Source organism: Georgfuchsia toluolica, from assembly GCF_907163265.1.
Taxonomy (GTDB): domain Bacteria; phylum Pseudomonadota; class Gammaproteobacteria; order Burkholderiales; family Rhodocyclaceae; genus Georgfuchsia; species Georgfuchsia toluolica.
In genome coordinates, this window is record NZ_CAJQUM010000001.1 from 935,634 (window position 1) to 960,395 (window position 24,762).

The following is a 24,762-nucleotide window of genomic DNA, read 5'->3' on the forward strand; positions in this document are numbered from 1 at the left end:
TGAGGGGTGCGGTTCAAACATCAGGTTATCGCATCAATAGGCGGGGTACGCCCACACTTATTACGCACGGAGGGTAGAATCCGCGCGCTCACCGCCCGGATGGTGAAATTGGTAGACACAAGGGACTTAAAATCCCTCGCTGCTAACGCGGCGTGCCGGTTCGATTCCGGCTCCGGGCACCAAGAATAAATCCAACGTAGTACGATGAAGTCCATAAAGCCCGCTAGCCACGGGCTTTTTCATTGGTAGATAGTCCGACAGCATCCAGTCAAGGCCATTGCAATCCGGGGGCACAAGGGGGCATAATTGGGGGCATAAGTCATGACCATGTGTTATTCCAAAAAATATGCCCCCCAGAGGTGCTAAATGCTTACTGATTTGGAATGCAAGAACGCCGCCCCCAAAGAAAAGCCATATCGCATTTTTGACGGCGGCGGCCTGTATCTGGAAGTGCTGCCTTCCGGGGCGAAATACTGGCGCTTGAAGTTCCGGCACGCGGGCAAGGAAAAGCGGCTTGCGCTTGGCGTCTATCCCAGGGTATCGCCCAGGAAGGCCCGCGCAAATGCCGCCAGGGAAAAAGACAAACTCAGCGAGGGGCGCGATCCCGCCGCTGAACGGCGGCTGAAAAAGGCGGTAGACAAGCTATCAGCAGAAAACAGCCTTGAAGCCATCGCCCGCGAATGGCTGGCATTGCACGCCGCTGAATTCACGCCCAAGCATATCGACAAGGTGCGGGCGCAACTGGAAAACAATCTTTTCCCTTGGCTGGGGTCTAGACCGATTGCCGAAATACGCGCCTCCGAATTGCTGGCGACCTTGCGCCGCATCGAATCGCGCGGGGCGATCCATACCGCAAAGCGGGTGCATCAATACGTCGGCCAGATCATGCGCTATGCCATTGCCACGGGGCGCTGCGAACGCGACATAACCGGCGATCTGAAAGGGGCGCTGGCACCTGAGCAACAGCGCCATAGAGCGGCGCTTACCGATCCGGTCAAGGTGGGGGAACTGCTGCGGGCGCTGGACGGCTACAAAGGCTCCCTGATCGTGCATTGCGCACTGCGCCTCATTCCCTTGGTGTTCGTCCGTCCCGGCGAACTGCGGCATGCCGAATGGTCGGAGATCGACCTGGACAAAGGGGAGTGGAATATTCCCGGCGAGAAAATGAAAATGCGCATGCCGCATCTGGTGCCACTCTCATTGCAGGCGGTGGCGATCCTGCGCGAGATTCAGCCGCTCACGGGCAAGGGGCGCTATGTATTCCCCACTGTCAGTAGCAGTGAGCGGCCCATATCCGACAACACGATCAACGCGGCCCTACGGCGCATGGGATTCAGCACCCGCGACGAAATGACAGCGCATGGATTCCGGGCGATGGCGCGCACAATACTGGATGAAATCTTGGGCTTCCGGCCTGATTACATAGAACATCAACTGGCCCATGCGGTACGCGATCCGAATGGCAGAGCCTATAACCGGACGGCGCATTTGGTAGAGCGGCGCAAAATGATGCAGCAATGGGCGGACTATCTCGACAAGATCAAGGCGGGCGCGGAAGTGATACCGTTACACGGTAATATGGCATAACGATAAAGCCGCGCCTAGGCTGATCCCCGAAACCCCGCGACCCTTGGCGGGCTGGCGCGGCTCCTGAATCAAGGGGTGCAAAAGGGGCATTTTGGATGGAAGAGTATCTTTGGAATTTCGATGACCCAATGGGTGAGCCGTTTTGTCTAAAGTTTTTTTTCAGGATGGATAACTGGGACTACCAAGAAGCACTATGGCTTTTGTTGGGAATCGTTCCAGAGTCTGCATATGGAATTGACGTTTCTCCAAATTGCCCAAGTAAACTCTCTACGCTTGATGGAAAACAAAGGACACGAAAAGCCGACTTGGGCGGAATGATGTTTGCACAGCTCCTGCAGTCTGAGTTATTAAGAATCTGGGAAAGTGGTAACCATCCATCGCACAACCCGCCAAAATATTACGTCGATTGGGTGCAATCTAAGGGCTACGTTGTGCCATGGCTAGACTGGGCTGAGGAAAATGGGCTTATTCCCTCAACAGAAACGCCGAGAGGGGATAGCACAGGGAAACCGATTAATCCTAGAACGCGAAATAATTACTTACGTTTGATCATGTTGTTAGCCATGCATGGCATTCCGGGCTTTGACCCGAGAAAACCTTATGAGGCGGCCAAGGCAATGAAGGAAATCACCGAAATTAATTTAGACGAAAAGACACTGGCTGGGTACATCAGAGAAGCCTATGAGCTTCAATCGAAAGAGCGTATCGAATAGCTGCACCGTAATTACGATTCTTGCGACAGTAATTGGGGCTATCGGGTGTAGCGCCTTCTACATACTGCATCGTCGGCTCACATGAGCCTTACTTGGAGTCAAGACGATGCAAACACATTCAAATCATCAAGCCGGATTTATCCGGCTCCCGCAAATCCTATCCCTGATCCCCGTCAGCCGCTCTACCTGGTGGGCATGGGTACGTAGTGGCAAAGCGCCCAAGCCGGTAAAGCTGGGGCCGCGCACTACCGCATGGAAAGCTGCCGACATTCACGCCTTGATTGCGGAGGTGGCGAAATGAAGGCGGGCGCGATGGGAACGACCAGCACAAAAGAAATCGCCCCGCTGACAGGCGAGGCGAAGGTTGCACAGCTCAACAAAATCCGCGACCAGTATAAAGGCGAAACCAGCGCATCGCATCAGCAAAGAATGCTGGCCGCCCTGCGCTATTTTCCCATTTCGACATTCGAGGCGCGCACGCATCTTGACGTGCCGCACCCTGCTGGGCGGATTCAGGAATTGCGGGAACTGGGCTGGGACATCCGTACCTTGCGCCGCATAGAGCATAGCGACATAGGCCGCCCGCATTGCATCGCCCTCTATGTCCTGCAAGGCCGCAAGCAAGCCGAAAGCGCCTCTGTAGCCGCCCGCGCAGCGTAGGGGCGGGCATGAATAACGACAACTGGCTAGAGGCCCTGCGGGGCCTTCTGGTGCGTTTCTCGCACCTTGGCATAGGCGCTGATGTTGCCGCGATGACTGTCTGCGAATTGTGGGGGCTTTATTGCTACCTGCGACGGCTTGCGGAAGGGTAGGCCATGGCAAAGCGATACGCCGAAAGAAAGCCGCTGGCACATCCCTACGCCTCAATCGAGCATCGCGTATTGGACAGTCCGGCCTATGCCGACTTGAGTTTTTCCGCCCGCGCCCTGCTGATCCTGATCGTGCGCCAATCGACCAAAGACAACAACGGTCATTTGCAAGCCGCCTTTTCGTGGTGCAAGCGTTACGGCTTCGGGAGCGAACATACCTTGCGCGCAGCAATTCAGGAATTAATCAGCCATGGGTTTATCTATCGCACGCGCAGCCATGGAGTGAACAAGGTCTGGGCAAAGTACGCCGTGACATGGTTGCCCATCAAGCAGCGCGAGGGATTATTCCTTGATGGGTTTGAGTCATGCGCGTGGCGACACTGGGAACCGGGTGCGGAGAAAAAAGCACCCGGCAAAAAGTGCAGGAAAGCTCCAGCAGAAAGTGCAGTTTCACCCCATGACTTCCAGCAGAAAATGCAGGAAGTACCCCGGCAAGAAATGCCGACTATGAATTAATACCATGTAGGGGTGTATGGATTGATAAGGAAACACACCAAGGACGAAACGAAAAAACGCGGGCGCATGCTGCAAGAATCAAGACAGAAAAGCTGCGGCGGTAGAACGTAATTGAAACAATGGGTGCAATGAAGATTTGCTAATGATTTGTGATTCTGTGGGGGGCGAAAATGGCTAAAGGTGGATCGAGATACGGCGCGGGCAGGCCCGGCTGGCGGCGCAAGTGCGAACAATCATTGGCCCTTGATATTCGCCAACTGCATCGAAGAAACCGGCTGTCTCCCGGCATGTGCTTTAGTTGGGCCTGGACAACCAATTATGGCGACAGGGCCGGGAGCGTCATGGTACGGATTAAGTACGATTGCATAACGCTTGACTATCAATGGACACCTTATAGCGGCGATCCCATGCCGGTAACGTGTTCGCTTTGGATAGACCGAACGCCATGCCATTTCGGCGGGTATCGGAAATGGTTTCTTTGCCCTCAATGCGGGCGGCGCTGTGCCGTGGTCTATTTCGGCGCGAGAGGCGGGCGCTATGCCTGTCGCAAGTGTTTGAACCTGGCCTATATGACGGAAACAGGGGATGGCATTGACAGAATGTGGCGTAAGCAATGGAAGCTGGAGGCGAAACTAGGCCCGAATGGTGAAAGGCCCAAGGGAATGCACTGGCGAACCTACGAACTGATCCAGGGTTGGATAAACGAGGTGGAAGAGGCGAAAGACGGCCTGTTTTGCGTGCATGCGGCCCGATTGATAGGGATGCTGTAAAACCCAAACAGATTGCCTAGCAGAAGGGGCATGGGGGCATATTTGGGGGCATATACAAAATCGCGATTATGCATATCCGCTGATGGCAAGGCATTGCGGGCGCACTTCGATTCCGGCTCCGGCACCATCAGCAAGTCCAACCCCCTTCAGGAAAATCCGGAAACCACTCGGGCTGCTAGCCGTCCAGGCTGACATCTCATTTAGCATAATGGCAGGATGCGCCCTGAATAGTTGGCGATCCTTCCTGTCCGGATAAACCTTTCTTCAGACATCGAGCTTTTTCCCCGACATTGGCCATTTACCCCGGCATCAATGTGCTAATTCAAAGTATGCCTTTCAACCAAACTGATCGCCATGATCAATAAACCAATTCCGGCACCGCTTGAATTTCTCCTGACGATGCCCGTGCTGAAACTAGCACTGATGATGGCTGGAATGAAGACACCTATACGCAATCGCGGATGGCAGAAAGGCTTGCACTCTTAAAAAAACACTTGCCCCCGTTTCTGGTTGAGCATCCGGAGATGTACTCCCTGCTTAGCAAGGGAATCCATGAGCTTTCAGAAGAAGACTGTCTTGCTCACTTCGATACCTTGCGTATCGGCATCGAACTCATTCTTGACGGAAAACTCGAACGGAAGGAGCGCGAAAGTAAAGTCCGATATGCCAAGGTCGCTCTCGCTAAGGCTATCGGTGATACAAAGGCATAACCCATCAATTCACTGGACCTGCGCGGCTTTCCGCGCAGGTCCAGTGAATTCGAACGTTGAACTAAACCGCCGACGCGGTAGCGGATGAACTCGCGAAACAGCTTATTCGTTAACAAACCCCGGCTTGCGCTTTTCCACGAAGGCAGTCATGCCTTCCTTCTGATCCCTGGTGGCAAATGCCGATTGGAATGTCCTGCGCTCATACAGGATTCCCTCGGACAGACTGCTCTCAAAGGCGCGATTGACGCACTCCTTCACCATCATGGTTGCCGGTAGGGAGAAAGATGCGATTTTTTCGGCCGTGGCCAGCGCATCTTCCATCAGCTTTTCCAGCGGGACTACCCGCGCCACCAGGCCGGCGGCTTCCGCTTCCCTTGCATCCATGCGTCGTCCGGTCAGGCAGAGTTCCATCGCCTTGGCCTTGCCGATTGCCCGCGGCAGGCGCTGCGTCCCACCCCCACCAGGAAGAACGCCGAGGGCGATTTCTGGTTGGGAAAAAACGGCATTCTCGGCAGCAATGATGAAGTCGCACATCATGGCCAGTTCGCAGCCGCCGCCAAATGCGAAACCGGCTACAGCCGCAATAACCGGTTTTCGGAATGTCCTTAACCGCTCCCAATTTCTGGTAATGAAATTGGTTTTGTAAGCTTCCATGAAACTTAAATCCTGCATCTCAGATATGTCTGCCCCCGCCGCAAAGGCACGCTCGGACCCCGTGATAATGACGCAGCCAATGCCGTCATCCACGTCGAAGGCATCCAATACGGCAGTCAGTTCATTCATTAACCCGTCGCACAGCGCATTGAACTTGGCCGGCCGGTTCAAAGTGACAAGACCGACCCGGCCCCTGGTCTCGACGTTTAAGTGCTCATATGTCATGGCAAAATCCTTGAAAATCACCTTGCTTGGCGCCAAACAAAAAGCGCCACAACTACCGCAACTTCAAAACGACATCGGGGACAGGCTTTTGAACTTCACCGCCTGTCCCCGATTGATTTGGCCAAAAGTCTATCAGCCGGTTGCCCGTATCAGGCTGTCAGCCGCTGATATTTCTTGAGCAAATCATCCTTGCTTTCGCTGTGATTTGTATCAGGCACGATGGCCTCAGTGGGACATGCAGCCACACATTGCGATTCATCGAAATGACCGACACACTCGGTGCATTTATCCGAATTGATTGTGTACGCGGTGTCGCCTTCCGAAATCGCATCGTTGGGGCACTCGGATTCGCAAGCTGCACAACTGTTGCAGTCGTCCGCATTAATCATTAGAGACATTTTGATTTTCCTTAAGCTGATTTGAAATTTAGGCGATGGTCCAGGTATCGCCGCTATTGAAGAGTTTTTCCAGAGTGCCTGGACCTTTCTTGGCACGCGTATCGGCAGCAAGATCGCGATTGAGAGCTTCATAGGCCGGCTGCTCGACATCGCGGAAGACACCAAACGGTACGGGCATGTCAGGCGCCACAAATTGGGAAAGCAGAAACGCGCCGCCAGGATTGGCGCTGCTCTCATCATGCACCATCACGTCGGCGGCGGTGACGCCGTCGCTGCCGATGGTGACGATTTCCGGCTTGAAGCCGCGCAAACGAATGCCCTTGTCGCCGCCTTTGCCGAAAGTCAATGGCTTGCCATGCTCCATCATGATGCGTCTGTCGTCGCGTTCAGCCTTGTCGCTAAGGTAGTCGAAAGCGCCGTCGTTAAACACCACGCAGTTCTGAAGGACTTCGACGAAGGCAGTACCTTCATGCTTGGCGGCACGCTCCAGCACATACTGCATATGCTTCAGGTCGCCGTCGAGAGTACGCGCGACGAAAGTGGCCCCGGCGCCCAAAGCCAGCGAGGCCGGACTGAACGGACGATCAATACTGCCCAGCGGGGATGTCTTGGTTTTCTTGCCAATCTCCGAAGTCGGCGAGTATTGCCCCTTGGTCAGACCGTAGATACGGTTGTTGAGCAGGATGATCTTCAAGCCCATGTTGCGCCGTATGGCATGAATGAAGTGGTTGCCGCCGATGGCAAGCGAATCGCCGTCGCCAGTCACCACCCAGACGGAAAGTTCGGGTCTGGAAATTTTCAAGCCGCTGGCAATCGCCGGCGCGCGGCCATGAATGCTGTGCATGCCATAGGCTTCCATGTAGTAGGGAAACCTGCTGGAACAACCGATGCCGGAAATAAAGGCAAAATTCTCGCGCGGGATGCCGAGCGTCGGCATCAGCTTCTGAATCTGCGACAGCACGGCATAGTCGCCGCACCCCGGACACCAGCGTACATCCTGGCTGGATTCGAAATCCTTCTTGGTAAGCGCTTTTAGTTCAGTTAACTGGTTCATGGTTGTTTCCTCAGCAGAGATCCACGATGCGATCGTAGATTTCAGATACTTTGAATGGCTTGCCCTGCACCTTGTTCAAGGCAACGACGTCGCGCAGGTAATGCTCGCGCAACAGGCGCGAGAGCTGACCGAGATTGAGTTCGGGCACCAGGATATTTTTGTATTTGGCGATAATATCGCCCAGGTCCGCCGGCAAGGGGTTGAGATTGCGCAGATGGACCTGAGCGACCGATTTGCCTTCCGCCGCGGCCTTCTCCCTTGCCTGAACGATGGAGCCATAGGTGCTGCCCCAGCCGACGATGAGCACATCGCCACTGGCCGGTCCTTCCACCACGGAGGGAGGAAGTTCCTTGGCAATACCCGCGACCTTGGCGGCACGCACTTCGACCATGCGTTGATGATTCTCCGGATCGTGGGAAATATTGCCGCTGAGGAAATCCTTTTCCAGGCCGCCGACACGATGCTCCATGCCCGGCGTACCGGGACGCACCCAGGCACGGGCAAGATTCTTGTCGCGGGCGTAGGGCTGGAATCCATCGGGATCGGTGCGGAACTTCACATCGATCTTGGGCAGTTTTTTCGGATCCGGTATGCGCCACGGTTCGGTGGCGTTGCCGATGCCGCCGTCGGTCAGCAGAATCACCGGCGTCATGTATTTCACGGCGAGACGATGCGCCTCGATGGCACAGTCGAAGCAGTCGGAAGGCGATTTGGCGGCGATCACCGGGATCGGGCATTCGCCATGACGTCCGTATAGCGCCTGCAGCAGATCGGATTGTTCAATCTTGGTGGGCAGGCCCGTCGACGGGCCGGCACGCTGCACATCGACGATGACCAGCGGAAGCTCGAGTATCACCGCCAGCCCCATGGCCTCGGTCTTCAATGCCATGCCGGGACCGGAAGTGGTCGTCATGCCGAGCGCACCGCCATAGGAGGCGCCGATTGCCGAACAGATGCCGGCGATCTCGTCTTCAGCCTGATAGGTCGTGATATTGAAATGCTTTAATGCAGCAAGTTCCTGCAGGATCTCGGTAGCCGGCGTGATTGGATAGGAGCCAAGGAACAACGGAACCCCGGACAGCTCGGAAGCAGCCGCAAAGCCCAGTGCCGCGGCATGATTGCCCGTAATGCTGCGATATTTGCCCGGGCGAATATTCGTTGCGGGGCGAACCTCGTAGTTGGTAGCGAACATCTCGGTAGCTTCGGCGTAAGCATAGCCGGCGCGCAATGCGGTGATGTTGGCTTCGGCGAGTTCCGGTTTCTTTGTAAACTTTTTGCGGATATTTCCCTCTTCCGCATCCAAAGGCCGGCTGTAGAGGCACAACATCACGCCCAACGCGTAGTAATTCTTGCAGCGCCCGACCTCTTTTTTCGACAGGCCTGAATCTTTCAGTGCCTGTGCGGTAAGTTCGGAAATGTCGATCGGGTATACCCGAAAATCCGCAAGACTGTCATCTCCCAGCGGATTGTCCTTGTAACCTGCCTTGGCCAGATTGCCCTCGGTGAATGCTCCGGAATTGGCGATGATCATTCCGCCATGCTTGACATCGCGGATATTGGTTTTCAGAGCGGCGGGGTTCATCGCCACCAGAACGTCCGGCGCATCGCCAGAAGTAAAGACCTCTGTCGAACCAAACTGAATTTGATATCCGGAAACGCCGTACACGGTACCGGTCGGAGCGCGAATTTCCGAAGGATAATCGGGATGGGTGGAAAAATCGTGGCCGGCCCGGGCAATCGACTTCGAAAATTCGGTACCCGTTAGCTGCATGCCGTCGCCAGAATCACCGACGAAGCGAATCACGACACTGCCGACTTCCTCGACGGCACGCGTCTTGCTATCTAACTTCTGAAGAACCGCTGAACTCGTATCATTCACAATGTTGATGCTCCTATAAGCTTTCTTTACACCTCGGGGAAAACTCACCATCTTTAGCGCGCGATATTTTCGCAGATACCAGGTACCGAGTCCACACTCGGCATGGAGCAAAACGCCGGAACAGGCTTAGATTCAAGGATTCTTGATCCTTGTCAAAGCATCTTGATCACCAGCACTGCCCGCCAACGAAACTTTCCGCCAAAAACAAGCTTTGTCCTTCCGTTGAAAATGGTTTTTCTGCTCTCAGGCTTTATCGCCCGGGTTCACGGGGGTCAGGACGCTCATCAGCGCCTTGACCTCGGCATCTTCGAGCTCGCGATACTGACCGCGCTTGAGTTGGGGCGGCAGCCCCACCGGGCCGTAGCGCACCCGCATCAGGCGGCTGACCATCACCCCCACTGCGGCGAACATGCGCCGCACTTCGCGGTTTTTGCCTTCGTTGAGCACGACGTGGTACCAATGGTTGGCGCCCTCGCCACCCGCCGGTGAGATACGGATGAAACGGGCCATGCCATCTTCCAGTTCGATACCCGCTTGTAACAGATAAATCGATTCCTGGCTCACCTCGCCCATCACGCGCACGGCATATTCGCGTTCCAGTTCGTAACGCGGGTGCATCAGGCGGTTGGCCAGTTCGCCGCTGTCGGTGACCAGCAGCAGGCCGCAGGAATTGAAGTCGAGCCGGCCCACCGCAATCCAGCGGCTGCCGCGAAGACGCGGCAATTTCTCGAACACGCTGGGCCGCCCTTCGGGATCGTCGCGCGAGACGATCTCGCCTTCCGGCTTGTGGTAGATCAGCACGCGCGGCAGGCGTTCGGCGTTCTTCAGGTAGACCAGGCGGCCGTTGAGCTTGACCTTGTCGTTGGTGGTGACGCGCTGGCCGATATGGGCCGGCTCGTCGTTGACACTGACGCGCCCCTCCGCGATCCAGGTCTCGATCTCGCGCCGCGAGCCGTGACCGGCATCGGCCAGTGCCTTCTGCAGCTTGATCGCGGGCAGTTCGACCGGGGCGCCACGCCTGGCATGGCCGCCAGTCGCTCCCCTACTCGGAGGCTGGGCTGGCCGAGCCGTCCGGGTTCGGCGCTCCGATGAGATTGACGTCGGGGTCAGGGTCGATGCCGCTTTGCGCGGCGGGGTAGCCGTCGTCGACGGCTTCTGTGGCTGCCGGAGCGGGCTGCGCTTGCGGGAACGCGGTATTGTCGGCAAGATTCATCACCCTTTCAATTTCGGTCAATGGCGGCAGTTCGGACAGGCTGCGCAAACCGAGGTCATCGAGAAACTTGCGCGTCGTGGCATACAGGGCCGGACGGCCCGGCGTATCGCGATGGCCGACGGCATCGACCCAGCCGCGCCCTTCGAGTACCTTGAGTATATTCGGTGACACGGCCACACCGCGAATATCCTCGATATCGCCGCGCGTCACCGGCTGACGATAAGCGATGATGGACAAGGTTTCCAGCACGGCACGCGAATAGCGCGGCGGCTTCTCGTTCTTCAGGCGTTCGATGAAACCTTGATACTCGGGCCGGGTCTGGAAACGCCAACCGCCCGCCAGTTGCACCAGTTCGATGCCGCGGTCGGCCCAGTCGCGGCGCAGGTCGTCGAGCAGCGTGCGCCAGGTATCGTCGTCGAACTCCTCGTCGAAGAGCTTCTTCAGATCGACCAGCTGGACCGGCTCGGTGGCCACCAGCAGCGCGGTTTCGAGGACGCGCTTGTAGTCCTCAGGCTTGTACAACTGCATCATGGTCATTGGCTGTTCTCACGTAAATGGGTGCCAGCGCCTCGTTCTGGGTGATTTCGATCAGGCTCTCGCGGGCCAGTTCGAGAATGGCGATAAAACTCACCACCAGCGCCGGCGCGCCGGTCGCAACATCGAACAGGTCCTCGAAGACCATGAAGCCGCGGCCCTGGAGTTTGCGCAGGATGCCTGTCATGTATTCGCGCACCGACAATTCCTCGCGCTTGATCCTGTGGTGCTGCATCACGCGCGCCTGCTTCATAAGACCGAGCCAGGCCAGTTGCAGGTCGTGCAGCGAGACATCGGGCTGCCGCTCCGCCACCTCGCTGGCAATCCATACCGTCACGGTTTCGTAATCGCGCCCGGCCTGCGGCAGGGCATCAATGCGCGCAGCGGCGGCTTTTATCTGTTCGTATTCGAGCAAACGCCGCACCAGTTCGGCGCGCGGATCCTCGGGCTCGCCGTTTTCCAGCTTGGGTGGCCGCGGCAGCAGCATGCGCGATTTGATGTCGATCAGCATCGCTGCCATCAGCAGGTATTCGGCGGCGAGTTCAAGATTCTTCCTCTGCATCGCCTCGACATAAACCAGATATTGCGCAGTCAGCGGCGCCATCGGAATGTCGAGCACATTGAGGTTGGCCTTGCGGATCAGATACAGCAGCAGGTCGAGCGGGCCTTCGAAAGCATCGAGAAAAACCTCCAGCGCATCGGGCGGGATGTAGAGGTCCGTCGGCAGCGCCGCCAGCGGCTCGCCATAGAGCTTGGGCACATGGTCGGCCAGGATGGTAGCGGCATCCAGGCCCGCTCCCGCGCCGGGTGGTGGCGGATTCTGGTTATCGACGGTCGACTCGGACATGGCCATATCGATCAGTTGAAATCGAGACCCATCGCCTCGCGCACGTCGCGCATGGTCTCCTGCGCCAGCTTGCGCGCGCGCTCGCAACCGTCGGCGATGATATTACGTACCAACTGCGGGTCATCCTCGTAAGCCTTGGCGCGTTCGCGCATCGGCTCCTGTTCCTTGAGTATGCCGTCAATCACCGGCTGCTTGCATTCGATGCAGCCGATGCCGGCGCTGCGGCAGCCCTTCTGCACCCAGTCTTGCACTTCGCCGCTCGAATAGATGACATGGAACTGCCAGACCGGGCATTTGTCCGGATTGCCCGGATCGGTGCGGCGCACGCGCTGCGGGTCGGTCTGCATGGTGCGGATTTTTTTCGTAATGCTTTCCTCATCCTCGCGCAAGGCGATGGTGTTGGCGTAGGACTTGGACATTTTCTGTCCGTCGAGGCCGGGCATGCGACGGGCTTCGGTGAGCAGCGCATCGGGCTCCACCAGGATCATCTTGCCGCCGCCCTCGAGGTAGCCGAACAGGCGCTCGCGATCGCCGTGCGGGAGATGCTGGACATCGTCGAGCAGCGCATGCGCCTGCTCGATGGCCGCCTCGTCGCCTTTTTCCAGAAAGCGCGTGCGCAGCTCCTCATATTGCTTGGCCCGCTTGGAACCGAGTTTCTTCACCGATTCGCGCGCCTTGTCCTCGAAACCGGGCTCGCGGCCGTACATGTGATTGAAGCGGCGCGCCAGCTCGCGCGTGAATTCGATATGCGGAATCTGGTCCTCGCCGACCGGCACCTTGTCGGCACGGTAGATCAGGATGTCGGCGCTCATCAGCAGCGGATAGCCGAGGAAGCCGTACGTGGTCAGGTCCTTGTGCGATAGCTTCTCCTGCTGGTCCTTGTAGGTCGGCACGCGCTCGAGCCAGCCCAGCGGCGTCATCATCGACAGCAGCAGGTGCAACTCGGCATGCTCCGGCACGCGCGACTGGATGAACAGCGTCGCCTGCGACGGATCGACCCCCGCAGCCAGCCAGTCGATGATCATGTCGTGGGTGCTGGCGGCAATCGTCCCCGGCTCGTCATAATCCGTGGTCAACGCATGCCAGTCGGCGACAAAAAACAGGCAGGGGTATTCGTGCTGGAGGCGAATCCAGTTCTTCAGCACGCCATGATAGTGGCCAAGGTGCAGCCGTCCCGTGGGACGCATGCCGGAAAGTACTTTTTCTGCGTACATATTGGAAACTAAAATCCAAAAAGCGATTCAATCAAGGTCAGGAACAGGCCGATCATGGGACGCAGTATCGCGTCGAGCACATGAGTCAGCAACAGCAGAATCAGAATCCACATGCCATAGCGTTCGGTCTGGGCGAACGTCCACGCCGCCCGCTGCGGCAACAGGCTGACCAGGATACGTCCGCCATCGAGGGGCAGCAGTGGCAGCAAATTGAGCACCATGAACATGCCATTCACCGCAATGCCGGCCAGCGCCATCTGCCGCAACGCCTCCGAATAGTGGAACTCGGCCGTACCCAGCACCAGCTTCAGCAGCAGCGCCCAAGCCAGCGCCATCAGCAGATTCGCCCCCGGCCCCGCCGCGGCAACCCAGAGCATATCGCGCTTGGGGCGGTGCAATTTACCGAAATCCACCGGCACCGGCTTGGCCCAGCCAAACATGAAACCGCTCAACAGATAGGTCACCGCCGGCAGCAATATCGTTCCCAACGGATCAATATGGCGCAGCGGATTGAGGCTGACGCGGCCGAGTTTCCATGCCGTCGGATCGCCAAACATGCGGGCCACATAACCATGGGCGGCCTCGTGCAGGGTAATGGCGAAAAGAATCGGCAAGGCGGAAATCGCCAGAGCTTGAATCGAGTTTTCCATGAGTCGAATGATTTTACCAGAGCGTTATTCCAGCCCCAGCGGCGCCAGCGGCCCGCAGCCGGAGCGGATCAGTCTGGCCGGCATTTCGCTCAGATCGACGACAGTGGTCATGCCGATGCTGCAACGCCCGCTTTCGATCACCAGATCGACGCGCCGCTCCAGCTTGCGGCGAATATCGCCGGTATCGGTGAGCGGCAAATCACTGTCGGGCAGCAGCAGGGTCGACACCAGCAGGGGTTCGTCCAGCGCTTCGAGCAACGCCAGCGAGAGCGCGTGATCGGGCACGCGAATGCCGATGGTCTTGCGTTTGGGATGCAACACGCGGCGGGGCAACTGGCGCGAACCTTCGAGAATGAAGGTGTAGCCGCCCGGCGTGAAGGACTTGAGAAAACGGTACTGCGCATTGTCAACGCGGGCATAGTTTGCAATCTCGGAAAGATCGCGGCACATCAGCGTAAAAAGATGATGATCATCGACGCCACGAATGCGGCGAATGCGTTCCAGCAGTTGCGCATCGCCAGTGTGGCCGCCCAGCGCATAGGCGGCATCGGTGGGGAACACAATAAGGCCGCCGCTGCGCACGATTTCCGCCGCCTGCCGGACCAGGCGCGGCTGCGGATGCTCGGGATGGATGTCGAAAAACTGAGCCATAGAACCTTAAAGGCTTTTTGCCACAGAGGACACAGAGATCACAGAGGAAAACAAAATCAAGAAATCGAGATCCGCAATAGGCATTATTTCAGCCTTTGCCTTTCTCTGTGAACTCTGTGTCCTCTGTGGCTAATGATTTTTTGCTTGAGATTTGAAACCTGCTCCATACCGGCGTCAGGTCGTCGGGCAGCGGCGGCATTTTGCCGAGATCGATCCAGCTCTCGCCGGGGCCGTGAAAATCCGAGCCGCATGAAGCGAGCAGCTTGAATTCGCGCGCCAGGCGCAACACTTCACGCGCCTGGCCCGGCGTATGCGAGCTGGACAGCACTTCTATGCCCTCACCTCCCGCCGCCATGAATTCCACAGTCAGTTCGCGCATCTCGGCCCGGCTGACGCGGTAGCGGCCCGGATGCGCCATCACGGCGATGCCACCTGCACTGCGGATCCAGCCCACGGCCTGCTCGAGCTCCGCCCAGACATGGCTGACATAGCCGGGCTTGCCTTTGGCCAGCCAGTAGTCGAACACGGACTTCACGTCTTTCGCATGGCCAGCCGCGGCGATGTAGCGGGCGAAATGCAAACGGCTGATGAGGGCCGGATTCGACACGTATTTTTGCGCGCCTTCATAGACACCGCGGATGCCGACCTTGTCCAGCTCGGCGCCCATGCGCCGGGCGCGTTCATCGCGGCCCGCGCGGACGCCGGCGAGGCCGTCGATCAGCGCGCGGTCGGTGGCATCGAAATCGAAACCGAGGAGATGGATCGTATGATCGCCGCGCCATGACACCGAAATCTCGACGCCGCTGACGCAGCGCAGGCCGCAGACCCGAGCTTCCGCCTGCGCCTCGGCAATGCCGCTGATCTCATCATGGTCGGTCAATGCGAACAGTTCGACGCCGTTGGCATGAGCGCGCCGCACCAGATCCGCCGGCGCCAGCAGGCCATCCGACTTGTTGGAGTGGCTGTGCAGGTCGGCATTCATGACACGAAGTCCTCGATCAGGCGAGCGACGGCGGCGGGCTGGTCATGATGCATGTTGTGGCCGGAATCCGCGAGCAGCACTTCCTTGAGATTCGGGTAGTTCTTGAAGCGCTCGCGTTCGTTTGACCCCGGAGGAAATAATCTGTGCGCGATTTTCGACTCGGCCCCTGTCACCAGCAGCACCGGTGCCTTAATGCGGCGCCAGCAGGCCATCGCCTCCTCAATGCGGTACAAAACGGGATTCTTCAAGCGATGCGCCGGATCGATGGCAATGTCGATTCCACCCGACTCGTTCTCGATGCCAATGTGAACGGCAAGGAATTTCGCCTGCTCGGGCGTCAGGCGCGGATTGTCCCTGCATAGACGCACGGCCAAATCCTCCCGATTCGCATAGTGGCGAAACCCCCGGGGTTGCTTCAACTGGCGCAGCCATCTATCGTAGTTCTCCGGCGCATTTTCCGGCGCGGTCCTGCGCATTCCGAATCCCTCCAGATTGATAACATGGGAAACGCGCGACGGATAAATTCCCGCATAGAGAGACACCATATTGCCGCCCATGCTGTGCCCGACTATCGGCACCGCCGTCTTGGGCGCGTAATGATCGAGCAAAGCGTCAAGTTCGGCCAGATAGCTTGGAATGAAGTAGGGTTCGCCATGCCATTCCGATTTACCAAAGCCCCGCCAGTCAAGTGCCATGACCCGCCAGTCGCGACGAAGTTCATCGACGACGAACTGCCAGGAAGCGGAAATGTCGCCCCAGCCATGCAGCATCACCAATACCGGTGCGGTTTCATCGCCCCATATCCGGACGTGCAGGCGGTAACCGCAGACAAGCAGAAATTCGGAAGTGGATTGTTTCATCGCAGCAATTTTATCAGCCACCTTCTGCACCATTTCCCACTTGATGATTGCTAATTGGAAAATGAATGCGATAATCGCTCCATCGTCGGGAGAGAACAGGTAGCGCAGCATGCCTGTCGCCGAAGGCGCAACCCCCAGGAATCGCTCAGGCAAAAGGGCCGACGACGCAGTGCAAATCTGGAGAGCGGTGACGCTGGACAAAACCCGGCTCACCCACCGAAGGGGTCAAACTCTCAGGTACAGGGACAGATGGGGCGTGGACCGCGTGGTCCGCGCCCCTTTTTTTATTTGTCTGCCCGGAAACCATGGCCCAACGCACTCCGCTTTACGACACCCATGTCGCCGCCCACGCCAAGATTGTCGACTTCGCCGGATGGGAAATGCCTATCCACTATGGCTCGCAGATCGAGGAGCACCACACCGTGCGCGGCGACGCCGGCATGTTCGACGTTTCCCACATGCTCGCCATCGACCTCGCCGGCAAGGATGCGCAGCGCTGGCTGCGCCGCCTGCTCGCCAACGATGTCGCCAAGCTCGCGCGACCGGGCAAGGCGCTCTACTCCTGCATGCTCAGGGAAGATGGCGGCGTCATCGACGATCTCATCGTCTATTTCTTCACGCCGCAGCGCTACCGCATCGTGGTCAACGCCGGCACCGCCGACAAGGACCTGGCCTGGATGCGCAAGCAGCTCGCCGGCTTCGATGCCACGCTGACGCCGCGCCGCGATCTGGCGATGATCGCGGTGCAGGGACCGCATGCGCGGGAAAAGTTCTGGGCCGCCTTTCCCACCAGCCGCGCGGCCAGCGAAGGCTTGCAAGTTTTTCAGGCGGCGGACTGGAGAGACTGGCTGATTGCCCGCACCGGCTACACCGGCGAGGACGGCTTCGAAATTTCGCTGCCCGCCGCCGTCGCTGCACAGACCTGGCAGGCACTGGCTGCTGCGGGAGTTGCGCCGATCGGCCTCGGCGCGCGCGACACCCTGCGCCTCGAGGCCGGCATGAACCTCTACGGCCAGGACATGGACGAATCGGTCGGCCCGCTCGAATCGGGTCTGGCCTGGACCGTCGATTTCAAGGACGCGGGTCGCGACTTTATCGGCCGCAAGACGCTCGAAGCGCAAAAGCCGGCGCGCAAGCTGGTCGGCCTGTTGCTGCTCGACCGCGGCGTATTGCGCAGCCACCAGAAAGTCATCACGGCTCAAGGCAACGGTGAGACCACCAGCGGCAGCTTTTCGCCGACGCTCAACCAGTCGATCGCGCTGGCACGGGTTCCTGTCGATGTTGCGATCGGCGACGAAGTCAGCGTTGAAATTCGCGACAAGAAACTCAAGGCCAAAGTCGTCAAGCCCAACTTTGCCCGTCACGGAAAATCTTTGCTCTAGGAGAAAATCATGAATGTTCCCGCCAATCTGAAATACACCAAGTCGCATGAATGGGCCCGCCGCGAAGCCGACGGCAGCCTCACCATCGGCATTACCGACCACGCCCAGGAAGCGCTGGGCGATATCGTCTTCCTCGAACTGCCCGAAGCCGGCCGCACGGTGAAAGCCGGCGAGGAAGTCGCCGTGGTCGAATCGGTCAAGGCCGCATCCGACATCTATGCGCCGGTATCGGGCGAGGTCATCGCCATCAACCAGCCCGCCGCCGATGCGCCGGAAAGCGTGAATCAGGACGCCTATGCCGCATGGCTGTTCAAGCTCAAGCCGTCGAATCCCGCCGAGTACGACGCCCTGCTCGACGCCGCGGCCTACACCAAGGTTGCGGAGAGCGAGTAACGCCCAATTCCGTCGTCCCCGCGCAGGCGGGGACCCAGAGGTTTTAGCGATGCCTAAACAGCCGGCTGTCTACCTCCTCGCCAGCGAAAGAAACGGAACGATCTACATCGGCGTTACTTCGGATCTAGTAAAGCGCATCTGGGAACACAAGCAGAATCTGGTTGAAGGTTTCACGAAAGAGTACGGTGTTCACACTCTGGTGTACTTTGAGTTGCACGATGAAATGACGCAAGCAATACAACGTGAAAAACAACTCAAGAAGTGGAAGCGCTCTTGGAAGCTGAGAATGATTGAATTGAAAAATCCTGACTGGCGCGATCTTTGGCCGGAAATAGTTTGAAAACAAAACCTCTGGATTCCCGCCTTCGCGGGAATGACAGTAATTTTATGAGTCAGCCATGAACGAACAGCAAACCCTCACCGCCCTCGAACAGCACGACGAATTCATCGCCCGCCACCTCGGCCCCAACGCCAACGACATCGCGGCCATGATCGGCGCAATCGGTGCGGCATCGCTCGACGACCTCATCGCGCAGACGGTGCCGGATGCGATTCGCCTCCCGGCCCCGCTGGCGCTCGCCGGCCCGCAGCGCGAGCAGGAGGCGCTGGCGACGCTGAAGGCCATCGCGGCAAAAAACGTGGTGAAGAAATCGCTGATCGGCATGGGCTATCACGACACCCTCACGCCCAAGGTGATCCTGCGCAACGTGCTGGAGAATCCCGGCTGGTACACCGCCTACACGCCCTACCAGGCCGAGATTGCGCAGGGCCGACTCGAAGCCCTGCTCAACTACCAGCAGGTGGTGCTCGACCTCACCGGTATGCAACTCGCCAATGCCTCGCTGCTCGACGAAGCCACGGCCGCGGCCGAGGCCATGACCATGGCGCGCCGCATCAGCAAGTCGAAATCGAATGCCTTCTTCGTCGATGCCGGCTGTTTCCCGCAAACCATCGACGTGGTGAAGACGCGCGCCGGGCTGTTCGGTTATGAATTGATCGTCGGGGCCGCCGCCGACGCGGCGGCACAGGATGTTTTCGGGGCGCTGCTGCAATACCCGGACGTGCGCGGCGAGGTGAAAGACCTCAGCGACGTCATCGCTGCGCTAAAAGCCAAAGGCGCCGCCACTGCCGTCGCCACCGATCTGATGGCACTGGTGCTGTTGAAGTCGCCCGGCAGCATGGGCGCCGACATCGCGCTCGGTTCTTCGCAGCGCTTCGGTGTGCCGATGGGCTTCGGCGGTCCGCACGCCGCCTTCTTTGCCACCCGCGACGAGCACAAGCGCTCGGTGCCGGGCCGCATCATCGGCGTTTCGGTCGATGCGCGCGGCAAGACCGCGCTGCGCATGGCGCTGCAAACGCGCGAGCAGCATATCCGCCGCGAAAAGGCCAACTCCAATATCTGTACTTCGCAGGTGCTGCTCGCCAACATCGCCGGCATGTATGCCGTGTATCACGGCCCGCAGGGACTACAGACCATCGCCGGCCGCATCCATCGCCTCGCCACGATTTTCGCGCTCGGCGTCAGGCGCGCGGGCTTCAAGCCGCTGCTCGATCGTTTCTTCGATTCCTTCGACATCGCGACCGGCGAACAGACTGCGGCGATCCACGCTGCCGCACGCGCCGCCGGTTACAACCTGCGCGAGATTTCCGCGGCCAAGCTCGGCATCGCCTTTAACGAGAAAAGCACGCGCGCCGACGTGCTGGCGCTACTCAATGCGTTCGCCGAAGCCGGCCGGCTGGCCAATGTCTGCGAGCTGGCGCGGGCTTTCGACGAAGCCGATATTGAGGCATTCGATGCCGAAGCTGCCGCGAACAGCCCGATCGCAAACCTGCTGCGCGACGACGCCATCCTCGGCCATCCCGTATTCAATACGCATCATACCGAACACGAGATGCTGCGCTACCTGAAGCGCCTGCAGAATCGCGATCTGGCGATGGACCACAGCATGATCTCGCTCGGTTCCTGCACCATGAAGCTGAACGCCACCAGCGAAATGATCCCGATCACCTGGCCCGAATTCGGCGACATGCATCCCTTCGTGCCGCTCGACCAGGCCCAGGGCTATTTGGAAATGATCAAGGGACTGGAAGATTGGCTCAAGGCCATCACTGGCTTCGACGCGATCTGCATGCAGCCCAACTCCGGCGCGCAGGGCGAATACGCCGGCCTCGTCGCGATTCATCGCTACCACGTTTCTCGCGGCGATACGCAACGCACCGTCTGCCTGATTCCGAAATCCGCGCACGGCACCAACCCGGCCAGCGCGCAGATGTGCGGCATGAGCGTCGTCGTGGTCGACTGCGACGACAGCGGCAACGTCAATGTCGCCGACCTTGAGGCCAAGGCCAGGGAACACAGCGGCAACCTGGCCTGTCTGATGATCACCTACCCGTCGACACACGGCGTGTTCGAGGAGGCGATCAAGGACATCTGCACCATCGTGCACCAGCACGGCGGCCAGGTCTACATGGACGGCGCCAACCTCAATGCGCAGGTCGGCCTCACCTCCCCCGCGGCCATCGGTGCCGACGTCTCGCACATGAACCTGCACAAGACCTTCGCCATTCCCCACGGCGGCGGCGGGCCGGGCATGGGTCCGATCGGGCTCAAGGCGCATCTGGCGCCCTTCATGGCCAACCATGTGGTGCAACCGATCGACGGCCCGCACCAGGGGCAGTCTGCCGTCAGTGCCGCGCCCTGGGGCTCGGCTTCGATCCTGCCGATCTCGTGGATGTATATCGCGATGATGGGCGGCACGGGCCTCACGCAGGCGACCAAGGTCGCCATCCTCAATGCCAATTACATCGCCAGCCGGCTCAATGACAGCTACCCCGTGCTGTACACCGGCACCAAGGGTCGCGTCGCGCATGAATGCATACTGGATATCCGCGCCATAAAGGCCGCCACCGGCATCGCCGAGATCGACATCGCCAAGCGCCTGATGGACTACGGCTTCCACGCGCCGACCGTGAGCTTCCCCGTCGCCGGCACGCTGATGGTGGAGCCGACCGAATCGGAATCGAAGGCCGAGCTGGACCGCTTCATCGCCGCGCTGATGTCGATCCGCGAGGAAATCCGCAAGATCGAACAAGGCTTGTGGCCGGCCGACAACAACCCCTTGAAGCACGCACCGCATACCCAGGCCGACCTCGTCGATGCCGAATGGAACCGGCCCTATACGCGCCAGGAAGCCGTGTTTCCGCTACCCTGGGTGGCGGAGAACAAGTTCTGGCCTTCAGTGAATCGCATCGACGACGTCTACGGCGACCGCAACCTGTTCTGCGCCTGCGTGCCGATGGCGGAAGATGCCGCTTAAGTGTGACGGCACCGGCTTCTTGCTACGGCGCGCGGCCTCCCGATACGCGCACGATTCCGGCAAGGTCGCGCCGCTGTTCGATGCTGCCATAACCGGTTGCGGCGAGCAGCGCGCGCACCCGCTCGGCCTGATCGTAGCCATGCTCGAACAGCAGCCAGCCACCGGCACTCAAATGCGCTGGCGCGGTTTCCGCGATATGCCGGATTGCATCGAGCCCATCGGCGCCTGACGCCAGTGCCTGCGAAGGTTCGAAACGCAGGTCGCCTTGCGTGAGGTGCGGGTCGCCCGCCGCGATATAGGGCGGGTTGGATACGATCAGGTCGAACTGCTCGTTCGCAATCGATGAGAACCAGTCCGATTCAAGCAGGCGTACTGTGGCGCCGAATTGCCTCGCGTTTCCTGCGGCGATGGACAGGGCATCGCGCGAGATGTCCACGGCAGTCACTTCGGCTTGCGGCAGTTCCAGTGCCAGTGTGATCGCGAGACAACCGGAACCGGTGCCGAGATCCAAAACGCGCGGTTTGGCGTAGCGCTCGAACTTGCCCAGCACGGTATCGACGATCAACTCGGTTTCCGGCCGCGGAATCAGCACGGCGGGCGTCACCGCAAAAGGCCGCCCATAGAACTCGCGGGTTTGCATCAGATAGGCGATCGGCACGCCCTGCCAGCGCCGTTCGACACATGCACGGAAGTTTTCTGCTACGGCTGAATCGAGTTCGTCTTCGCGATGCGCTTCGATATGGGCTGCGGAACAGCCAAGCAGATAGCACAACAGCAGCCGCGCTTCAGTTACCCCGATTTTCTGCCGCGCTGCCGCCAGCGCAGCGCCGATCGTGCTCACGCCGGCTCTTCGCTGAGTGCAGCGAGCAGGTCGGCCTGATATTCCGCCGTCAAGGCACTGACGATTTCATCGAGTTCGCCGGCCATGATCGCGTCAATCTTGTACAGCGTGAGGTTGATGCGATGATCGGTGACGCGGCCCTGCGGAAAGTTGTAGGTGCGGATACGCTCGGAACGATCGCCGCTGCCGACCAGACTCTTGCGCGTCGAGGCGATCTGCTGCTGTTGCGCGCGTGTCTGCGCGTCCTTGATGCGCGCGGCGAGGACGGAGAGCGCCTGGGCCTTGTTGCGGTGCTGCGAACGATCGTCCTGGCATTCGACGACGATGCCGGTGGGCAGGTGGGTGATGCGCACCGCCGAGTCGGTCTTGTTGATGTGCTGGCCACCCGCGCCGGACGCGCGAAAGGTATCGATGCGAAGCTCGGCCGGGTTGATCACCACTTCGGAGAGTTCGTCGGCTTCGGGCATCACGGCGACGGTACAGGCGGAGGTGTGGATGCGGCCCTGCGCCTCGGTTTCCGGTACGCGCTGGACGCGGTGCCCGCCCGATTCGAACTTGAGTTTCGAATAGGCACCCTGCCCCACGATGCGCACAATTACTTCGCGATAACCGCCCAGATCCGACTCGCTGACCGACACCATTTCGACCTTCCAGCGCTGGCGCTCCGCATAACGCGTGTACATGCGCAGCAGATCGCCGGCAAACAATGCCGACTCATCGCCGCCGGTGCCGGCGCGGATTTCCAGAAACAGGTTGCGCTCATCGTTCGGATCGCGAGGCAAAAGGGAGCGCTGCAACTCGGCTTCGAGTCGTTCCATCTCCGCCTGCGCCGCATCGATTTCCGCCGCGGCCAATTCCTTCATCTCGGGGTCATTCAGCAAAACGCGGGCACTGGCTTCTTCCGCGTTCGCCTTCTCATAAGCGAGATACAACGTCACCACGGGTTCGATATCCGCCCGCTCACGGGTGAGTTTGCGGTAGCTGTCCATGCTCTTCGCCGCCTGCCCGGTGGCAAGCAGAGCATCAATTTCTTCCTTGCGCTCGGCGAGGCGGTCGAGTTTTTCGCGGATGCTGGACTTCATCAATCGTGCGGTTTGAGCGCATAAATACGGGCGACAAGTTGCGCGAGTTGTTGACGTTCGTTGTTGTCGGCGCGGCCGAGCAGTTGCGTCGGCGCGTGCAGCAGCTTGTTGGTGAGGCCGTGCGACAGCATTTCCAGCACCTTGGCCGGATCATCGCCGCGCGCCAGATAACGCAAGGCATGCTCCACCTCGGCGCGCCGCGTATTTTCCGCGGATTCGCGCAGGGCCTTGATGGTCGGTACCGCCGCGCGCGAACCGACCCAGTGCAGGAAATCCTCGACACGGCTGGCGATGATCGTCTCGGCCTCGACCACCGCCGCCTGGCGCGATTCCATCCCTTCGGCCACAAGTTCGCTCAGATCGTCGAGCTTGTAGAGAAAGGCGTCGTCGAGATCACCGACTTCGCTCTCGATATCGCGCGGGATCGCCAGATCGACCAGCACCATCGGCCGATGGCGCCTGGCTTTAAGCGCGCGTTCGACCATGCCGAGGCCGATGATCGGCAACGGGCTGGCGGTACAGGAAACGACGATGTCGTAATCGACGAGACGGTCGCCCACTTCTTCGAGCAGCAGCGTATCGGCGTTGTATTTTTGTGCCAGAGCTTCCGCCCGCGCCACGGTACGATTGGCGATGGTGATGCGGCGAGGCTTTTCTGCGGCGAAGTGGGAAAGGCACAGTTCGATCATCTCGCCGGCACCAATGAACAGGACGCGCTGTTCGGCGATGCTCTCGAAAATTCGGCCGGCAAGGCGCACCGCCCCCGCCGCCATCGACACCGTGTTCTCGCCGATCGCCGTGGTCGAGCGGACTTCCTTCGCCACTTCAAAGGTGCTCTGGAACAGTTTATTCAACAGCGTGCCAAGCGTACCGGCCTCCCCTGCCACGCGCGCGGCCTGCTTCATCTGGCCGAGAATCTGCGGTTCGCCGAGGACCATCGAATCCAGGCCGCTGGCGACGCGAAACATATGGCAGATCGCTTCGCGCTGCGGATGCACGTAGAGATAAGGTTCGAGGGATGTCACCGGCAGCGAACGATAGTGCTTGAGCCAGTCGCTAACGACATTGGCGCTATCGGCGGCACAGTAGATTTCGGTTCGATTGCAGGTGGAGAGTATTGCCGCTTCACGCACCAAATGCTGACGGGTCAGGTCATGCAGCGCCGTCGGCAATCCGGTGAGGTCGAACGCCAACTGCTCGCGCACGACTTGCGGAGCTTTGTGATGGCTGATCCCGAGGGCAAAAACCTGCATTGGCAATGAGACAAGTGGAGAAGTGCAGATTATAAGGCCCGCCGCGTAAAGCACTCAGGTCTAGCTGGAAGAATGATACTGAAAACCTCATTTAAACCACGGCGAACTGCTTTTTTAACGTCGAGCGCAGCGAGCCAATTGGCAGCCCCGCCCTGAGGCGGGGTATAGGGTGGAGGACGTTCAATTTGCCTATACGCATTTTCATCCTCGGGGGTGGCGCTGGCGACT

Annotated in this window: 27 protein-coding genes, 1 tRNA gene and 1 riboswitch; of the genes, 13 read left to right on the forward strand and 15 right to left on the reverse strand. The window is 59.2% G+C overall.

Going from position 1 to position 24,762, the window contains the following annotated elements:
- Nucleotides 1–93 precede the first annotated feature (93 nt).
- The 8 genes from K5E80_RS04330 to K5E80_RS04365 all read left to right on the forward strand — a co-directional run bounded on the left by K5E80_RS04330 (nt 94) and on the right by K5E80_RS04365 (nt 5,105).
- Nucleotides 94–182, forward strand: a tRNA-Leu gene (locus tag K5E80_RS04330).
- A 184-nt stretch (nt 183–366) separates the two neighbouring features.
- Nucleotides 367–1,587: a tyrosine-type recombinase/integrase gene (locus tag K5E80_RS04335; RefSeq protein ID WP_220635006.1), complete on the forward strand. Its 1,221-nt coding sequence runs from the start codon at nt 367–369 to the stop codon at nt 1,585–1,587.
- Nucleotides 1,588–1,682: 95 nt separating this feature from the next.
- Nucleotides 1,683–2,300: a hypothetical protein gene (locus K5E80_RS04340; protein WP_220635007.1), complete on the forward strand. Its 618-nt coding sequence runs from the start codon at nt 1,683–1,685 to the stop codon at nt 2,298–2,300.
- Nucleotides 2,301–2,406: 106 nt separating this feature from the next.
- A complete protein-coding gene (locus K5E80_RS17115) occupies nt 2,407–2,601 on the forward strand; it encodes a helix-turn-helix transcriptional regulator (RefSeq protein ID WP_220635008.1) in 195 nt (64 codons plus the stop codon).
- Nucleotides 2,598–2,960 (forward strand): helix-turn-helix domain-containing protein, encoded by a 363-nt coding sequence (locus tag K5E80_RS04350; RefSeq protein ID WP_220635009.1) that lies wholly within the window; start codon nt 2,598–2,600, stop codon nt 2,958–2,960. Before K5E80_RS17115 ends, K5E80_RS04350 begins: the two co-directional genes overlap by 4 nt.
- A 221-nt stretch (nt 2,961–3,181) precedes the next feature.
- The gene (locus tag K5E80_RS04355) at nt 3,182–3,625 is read left to right on the forward strand and encodes a helix-turn-helix domain-containing protein (RefSeq protein ID WP_220635010.1); all 444 of its coding nucleotides are present in this window, start codon (nt 3,182–3,184) and stop codon (nt 3,623–3,625) included.
- Nucleotides 3,626–4,131: 506 nt separating this feature from the next.
- A complete protein-coding gene (locus K5E80_RS04360; protein ID WP_220635011.1) occupies nt 4,132–4,395 on the forward strand; it encodes a hypothetical protein in 264 nt (87 codons plus the stop codon).
- Between the two features lie 461 nt (nt 4,396–4,856).
- The gene (locus K5E80_RS04365; RefSeq protein WP_220635012.1) at nt 4,857–5,105 is read left to right on the forward strand and encodes a hypothetical protein; all 249 of its coding nucleotides are present in this window, start codon (nt 4,857–4,859) and stop codon (nt 5,103–5,105) included.
- Nucleotides 5,106–5,207: 102 nt separating this feature from the next.
- Here K5E80_RS04365 and K5E80_RS04370 read toward each other — a convergent pair whose 3' ends face one another.
- Complete coding sequence (locus K5E80_RS04370) at nt 5,208–5,984, reverse strand: enoyl-CoA hydratase (protein WP_220635013.1); 777 nt, start codon at nt 5,982–5,984, stop codon at nt 5,208–5,210.
- Here K5E80_RS04370 and K5E80_RS04375 point away from each other — a divergent pair.
- Nucleotides 5,983–6,162 (forward strand): hypothetical protein, encoded by a 180-nt coding sequence (locus tag K5E80_RS04375; RefSeq protein ID WP_220635014.1) that lies wholly within the window; start codon nt 5,983–5,985, stop codon nt 6,160–6,162. The two genes, K5E80_RS04370 and K5E80_RS04375, sit on opposite strands and share 2 nt — an antisense overlap.
- Here the strand turns inward: K5E80_RS04375 and K5E80_RS04380 are convergent.
- The 11 genes from K5E80_RS04380 to K5E80_RS04430 all read right to left on the reverse strand — a co-directional run bounded on the left by K5E80_RS04380 (nt 6,134) and on the right by K5E80_RS04430 (nt 16,377).
- On the reverse strand, nt 6,134–6,514 hold the full coding sequence (locus K5E80_RS04380) for a YfhL family 4Fe-4S dicluster ferredoxin (RefSeq protein ID WP_343213227.1): 381 nt from the start codon (nt 6,512–6,514) through the stop codon (nt 6,134–6,136). The two genes, K5E80_RS04375 and K5E80_RS04380, sit on opposite strands and share 29 nt — an antisense overlap.
- Complete coding sequence (locus tag K5E80_RS04385; protein ID WP_220635016.1) at nt 6,411–7,436, reverse strand: 2-oxoacid:ferredoxin oxidoreductase subunit beta; 1,026 nt, start codon at nt 7,434–7,436, stop codon at nt 6,411–6,413. The genes K5E80_RS04380 and K5E80_RS04385 overlap by 104 nt, the downstream gene beginning before the upstream one ends.
- A 10-nt stretch (nt 7,437–7,446) precedes the next feature.
- Complete coding sequence (locus tag K5E80_RS04390) at nt 7,447–9,315, reverse strand: 2-oxoacid:acceptor oxidoreductase subunit alpha (RefSeq protein ID WP_220635017.1); 1,869 nt, start codon at nt 9,313–9,315, stop codon at nt 7,447–7,449.
- 243 nt (nt 9,316–9,558) lie between these two features.
- Nucleotides 9,559–10,425 carry a 23S rRNA pseudouridine(2605) synthase RluB gene (gene rluB, locus K5E80_RS04395; RefSeq protein WP_343213261.1) on the reverse strand — a complete coding sequence of 289 codons (867 nt, stop codon included), beginning with the start codon at nt 10,423–10,425 and terminating at the stop codon, nt 9,559–9,561.
- On the reverse strand, nt 10,358–11,065 hold the full coding sequence (gene scpB, locus K5E80_RS04400) for an SMC-Scp complex subunit ScpB (RefSeq protein WP_425514531.1): 708 nt from the start codon (nt 11,063–11,065) through the stop codon (nt 10,358–10,360). Before scpB ends, rluB begins: the two co-directional genes overlap by 68 nt.
- The gene (locus tag K5E80_RS04405; protein WP_246590863.1) at nt 11,037–11,909 is read right to left on the reverse strand and encodes a segregation and condensation protein A; all 873 of its coding nucleotides are present in this window, start codon (nt 11,907–11,909) and stop codon (nt 11,037–11,039) included. The genes scpB and K5E80_RS04405 overlap by 29 nt, the downstream gene beginning before the upstream one ends.
- An 11-nt stretch (nt 11,910–11,920) precedes the next feature.
- Entirely contained in the window at nt 11,921–13,123 is a 1,203-nt protein-coding gene (locus K5E80_RS04410; RefSeq protein WP_220635019.1) for a tryptophan--tRNA ligase, read from the reverse strand.
- Between the two features lie 8 nt (nt 13,124–13,131).
- Complete coding sequence (locus tag K5E80_RS04415; RefSeq protein WP_220635020.1) at nt 13,132–13,773, reverse strand: site-2 protease family protein; 642 nt, start codon at nt 13,771–13,773, stop codon at nt 13,132–13,134.
- A gap of 24 nt (nt 13,774–13,797) precedes the next feature.
- Nucleotides 13,798–14,424, reverse strand: a complete 627-nt coding sequence (locus K5E80_RS04420) for an L-threonylcarbamoyladenylate synthase (protein ID WP_220635021.1) — start codon at nt 14,422–14,424, stop codon at nt 13,798–13,800.
- 88 nt (nt 14,425–14,512) lie between these two features.
- Nucleotides 14,513–15,406 (reverse strand): 3',5'-nucleoside bisphosphate phosphatase, encoded by an 894-nt coding sequence (locus K5E80_RS04425; protein WP_220635022.1) that lies wholly within the window; start codon nt 15,404–15,406, stop codon nt 14,513–14,515.
- The gene (locus tag K5E80_RS04430; protein WP_220635023.1) at nt 15,403–16,377 is read right to left on the reverse strand and encodes an alpha/beta fold hydrolase; all 975 of its coding nucleotides are present in this window, start codon (nt 16,375–16,377) and stop codon (nt 15,403–15,405) included. The genes K5E80_RS04425 and K5E80_RS04430 overlap by 4 nt, the downstream gene beginning before the upstream one ends.
- A riboswitch (glycine riboswitch) is annotated at nt 16,343–16,437 on the forward strand. It overlaps the preceding gene by 35 nt.
- Before the next feature lie 134 nt (nt 16,438–16,571).
- On the opposite strand from K5E80_RS04430, the gene gcvT reads away from it, so the two are divergent.
- From gcvT to gcvP, 4 genes are read left to right on the forward strand one after another with little or no spacing between them, the layout of a single operon-like run.
- On the forward strand, nt 16,572–17,648 hold the full coding sequence (gcvT, locus tag K5E80_RS04435; protein ID WP_220635024.1) for a glycine cleavage system aminomethyltransferase GcvT: 1,077 nt from the start codon (nt 16,572–16,574) through the stop codon (nt 17,646–17,648).
- A gap of 9 nt (nt 17,649–17,657) precedes the next feature.
- Nucleotides 17,658–18,041 (forward strand): glycine cleavage system protein GcvH, encoded by a 384-nt coding sequence (gene gcvH / locus K5E80_RS04440; protein WP_220635025.1) that lies wholly within the window; start codon nt 17,658–17,660, stop codon nt 18,039–18,041.
- Between the two features lie 49 nt (nt 18,042–18,090).
- Entirely contained in the window at nt 18,091–18,381 is a 291-nt protein-coding gene (locus tag K5E80_RS04445; RefSeq protein WP_220635026.1) for a GIY-YIG nuclease family protein, read from the forward strand.
- Nucleotides 18,382–18,439: 58 nt separating this feature from the next.
- Complete coding sequence (gene gcvP / locus K5E80_RS04450; protein WP_220635027.1) at nt 18,440–21,358, forward strand: aminomethyl-transferring glycine dehydrogenase; 2,919 nt, start codon at nt 18,440–18,442, stop codon at nt 21,356–21,358.
- Between the two features lie 22 nt (nt 21,359–21,380).
- On the opposite strand, the gene prmC is transcribed toward gcvP, so the two are convergent.
- From prmC to hemA, 3 genes are read right to left on the reverse strand one after another with little or no spacing between them, the layout of a single operon-like run.
- Nucleotides 21,381–22,199 carry a peptide chain release factor N(5)-glutamine methyltransferase gene (prmC, locus tag K5E80_RS04455; protein WP_220635028.1) on the reverse strand — a complete coding sequence of 273 codons (819 nt, stop codon included), beginning with the start codon at nt 22,197–22,199 and terminating at the stop codon, nt 21,381–21,383.
- A complete protein-coding gene (gene prfA, locus K5E80_RS04460) occupies nt 22,196–23,281 on the reverse strand; it encodes a peptide chain release factor 1 (RefSeq protein ID WP_220635029.1) in 1,086 nt (361 codons plus the stop codon). Before prfA ends, prmC begins: the two co-directional genes overlap by 4 nt.
- Nucleotides 23,281–24,534, reverse strand: coding sequence for a glutamyl-tRNA reductase (hemA, locus tag K5E80_RS04465; RefSeq protein ID WP_220635030.1), 1,254 nt, complete (start codon nt 24,532–24,534; stop codon nt 23,281–23,283). The genes prfA and hemA overlap by 1 nt, the downstream gene beginning before the upstream one ends.
- Nucleotides 24,535–24,762: the final 228 nt, after the last annotated feature.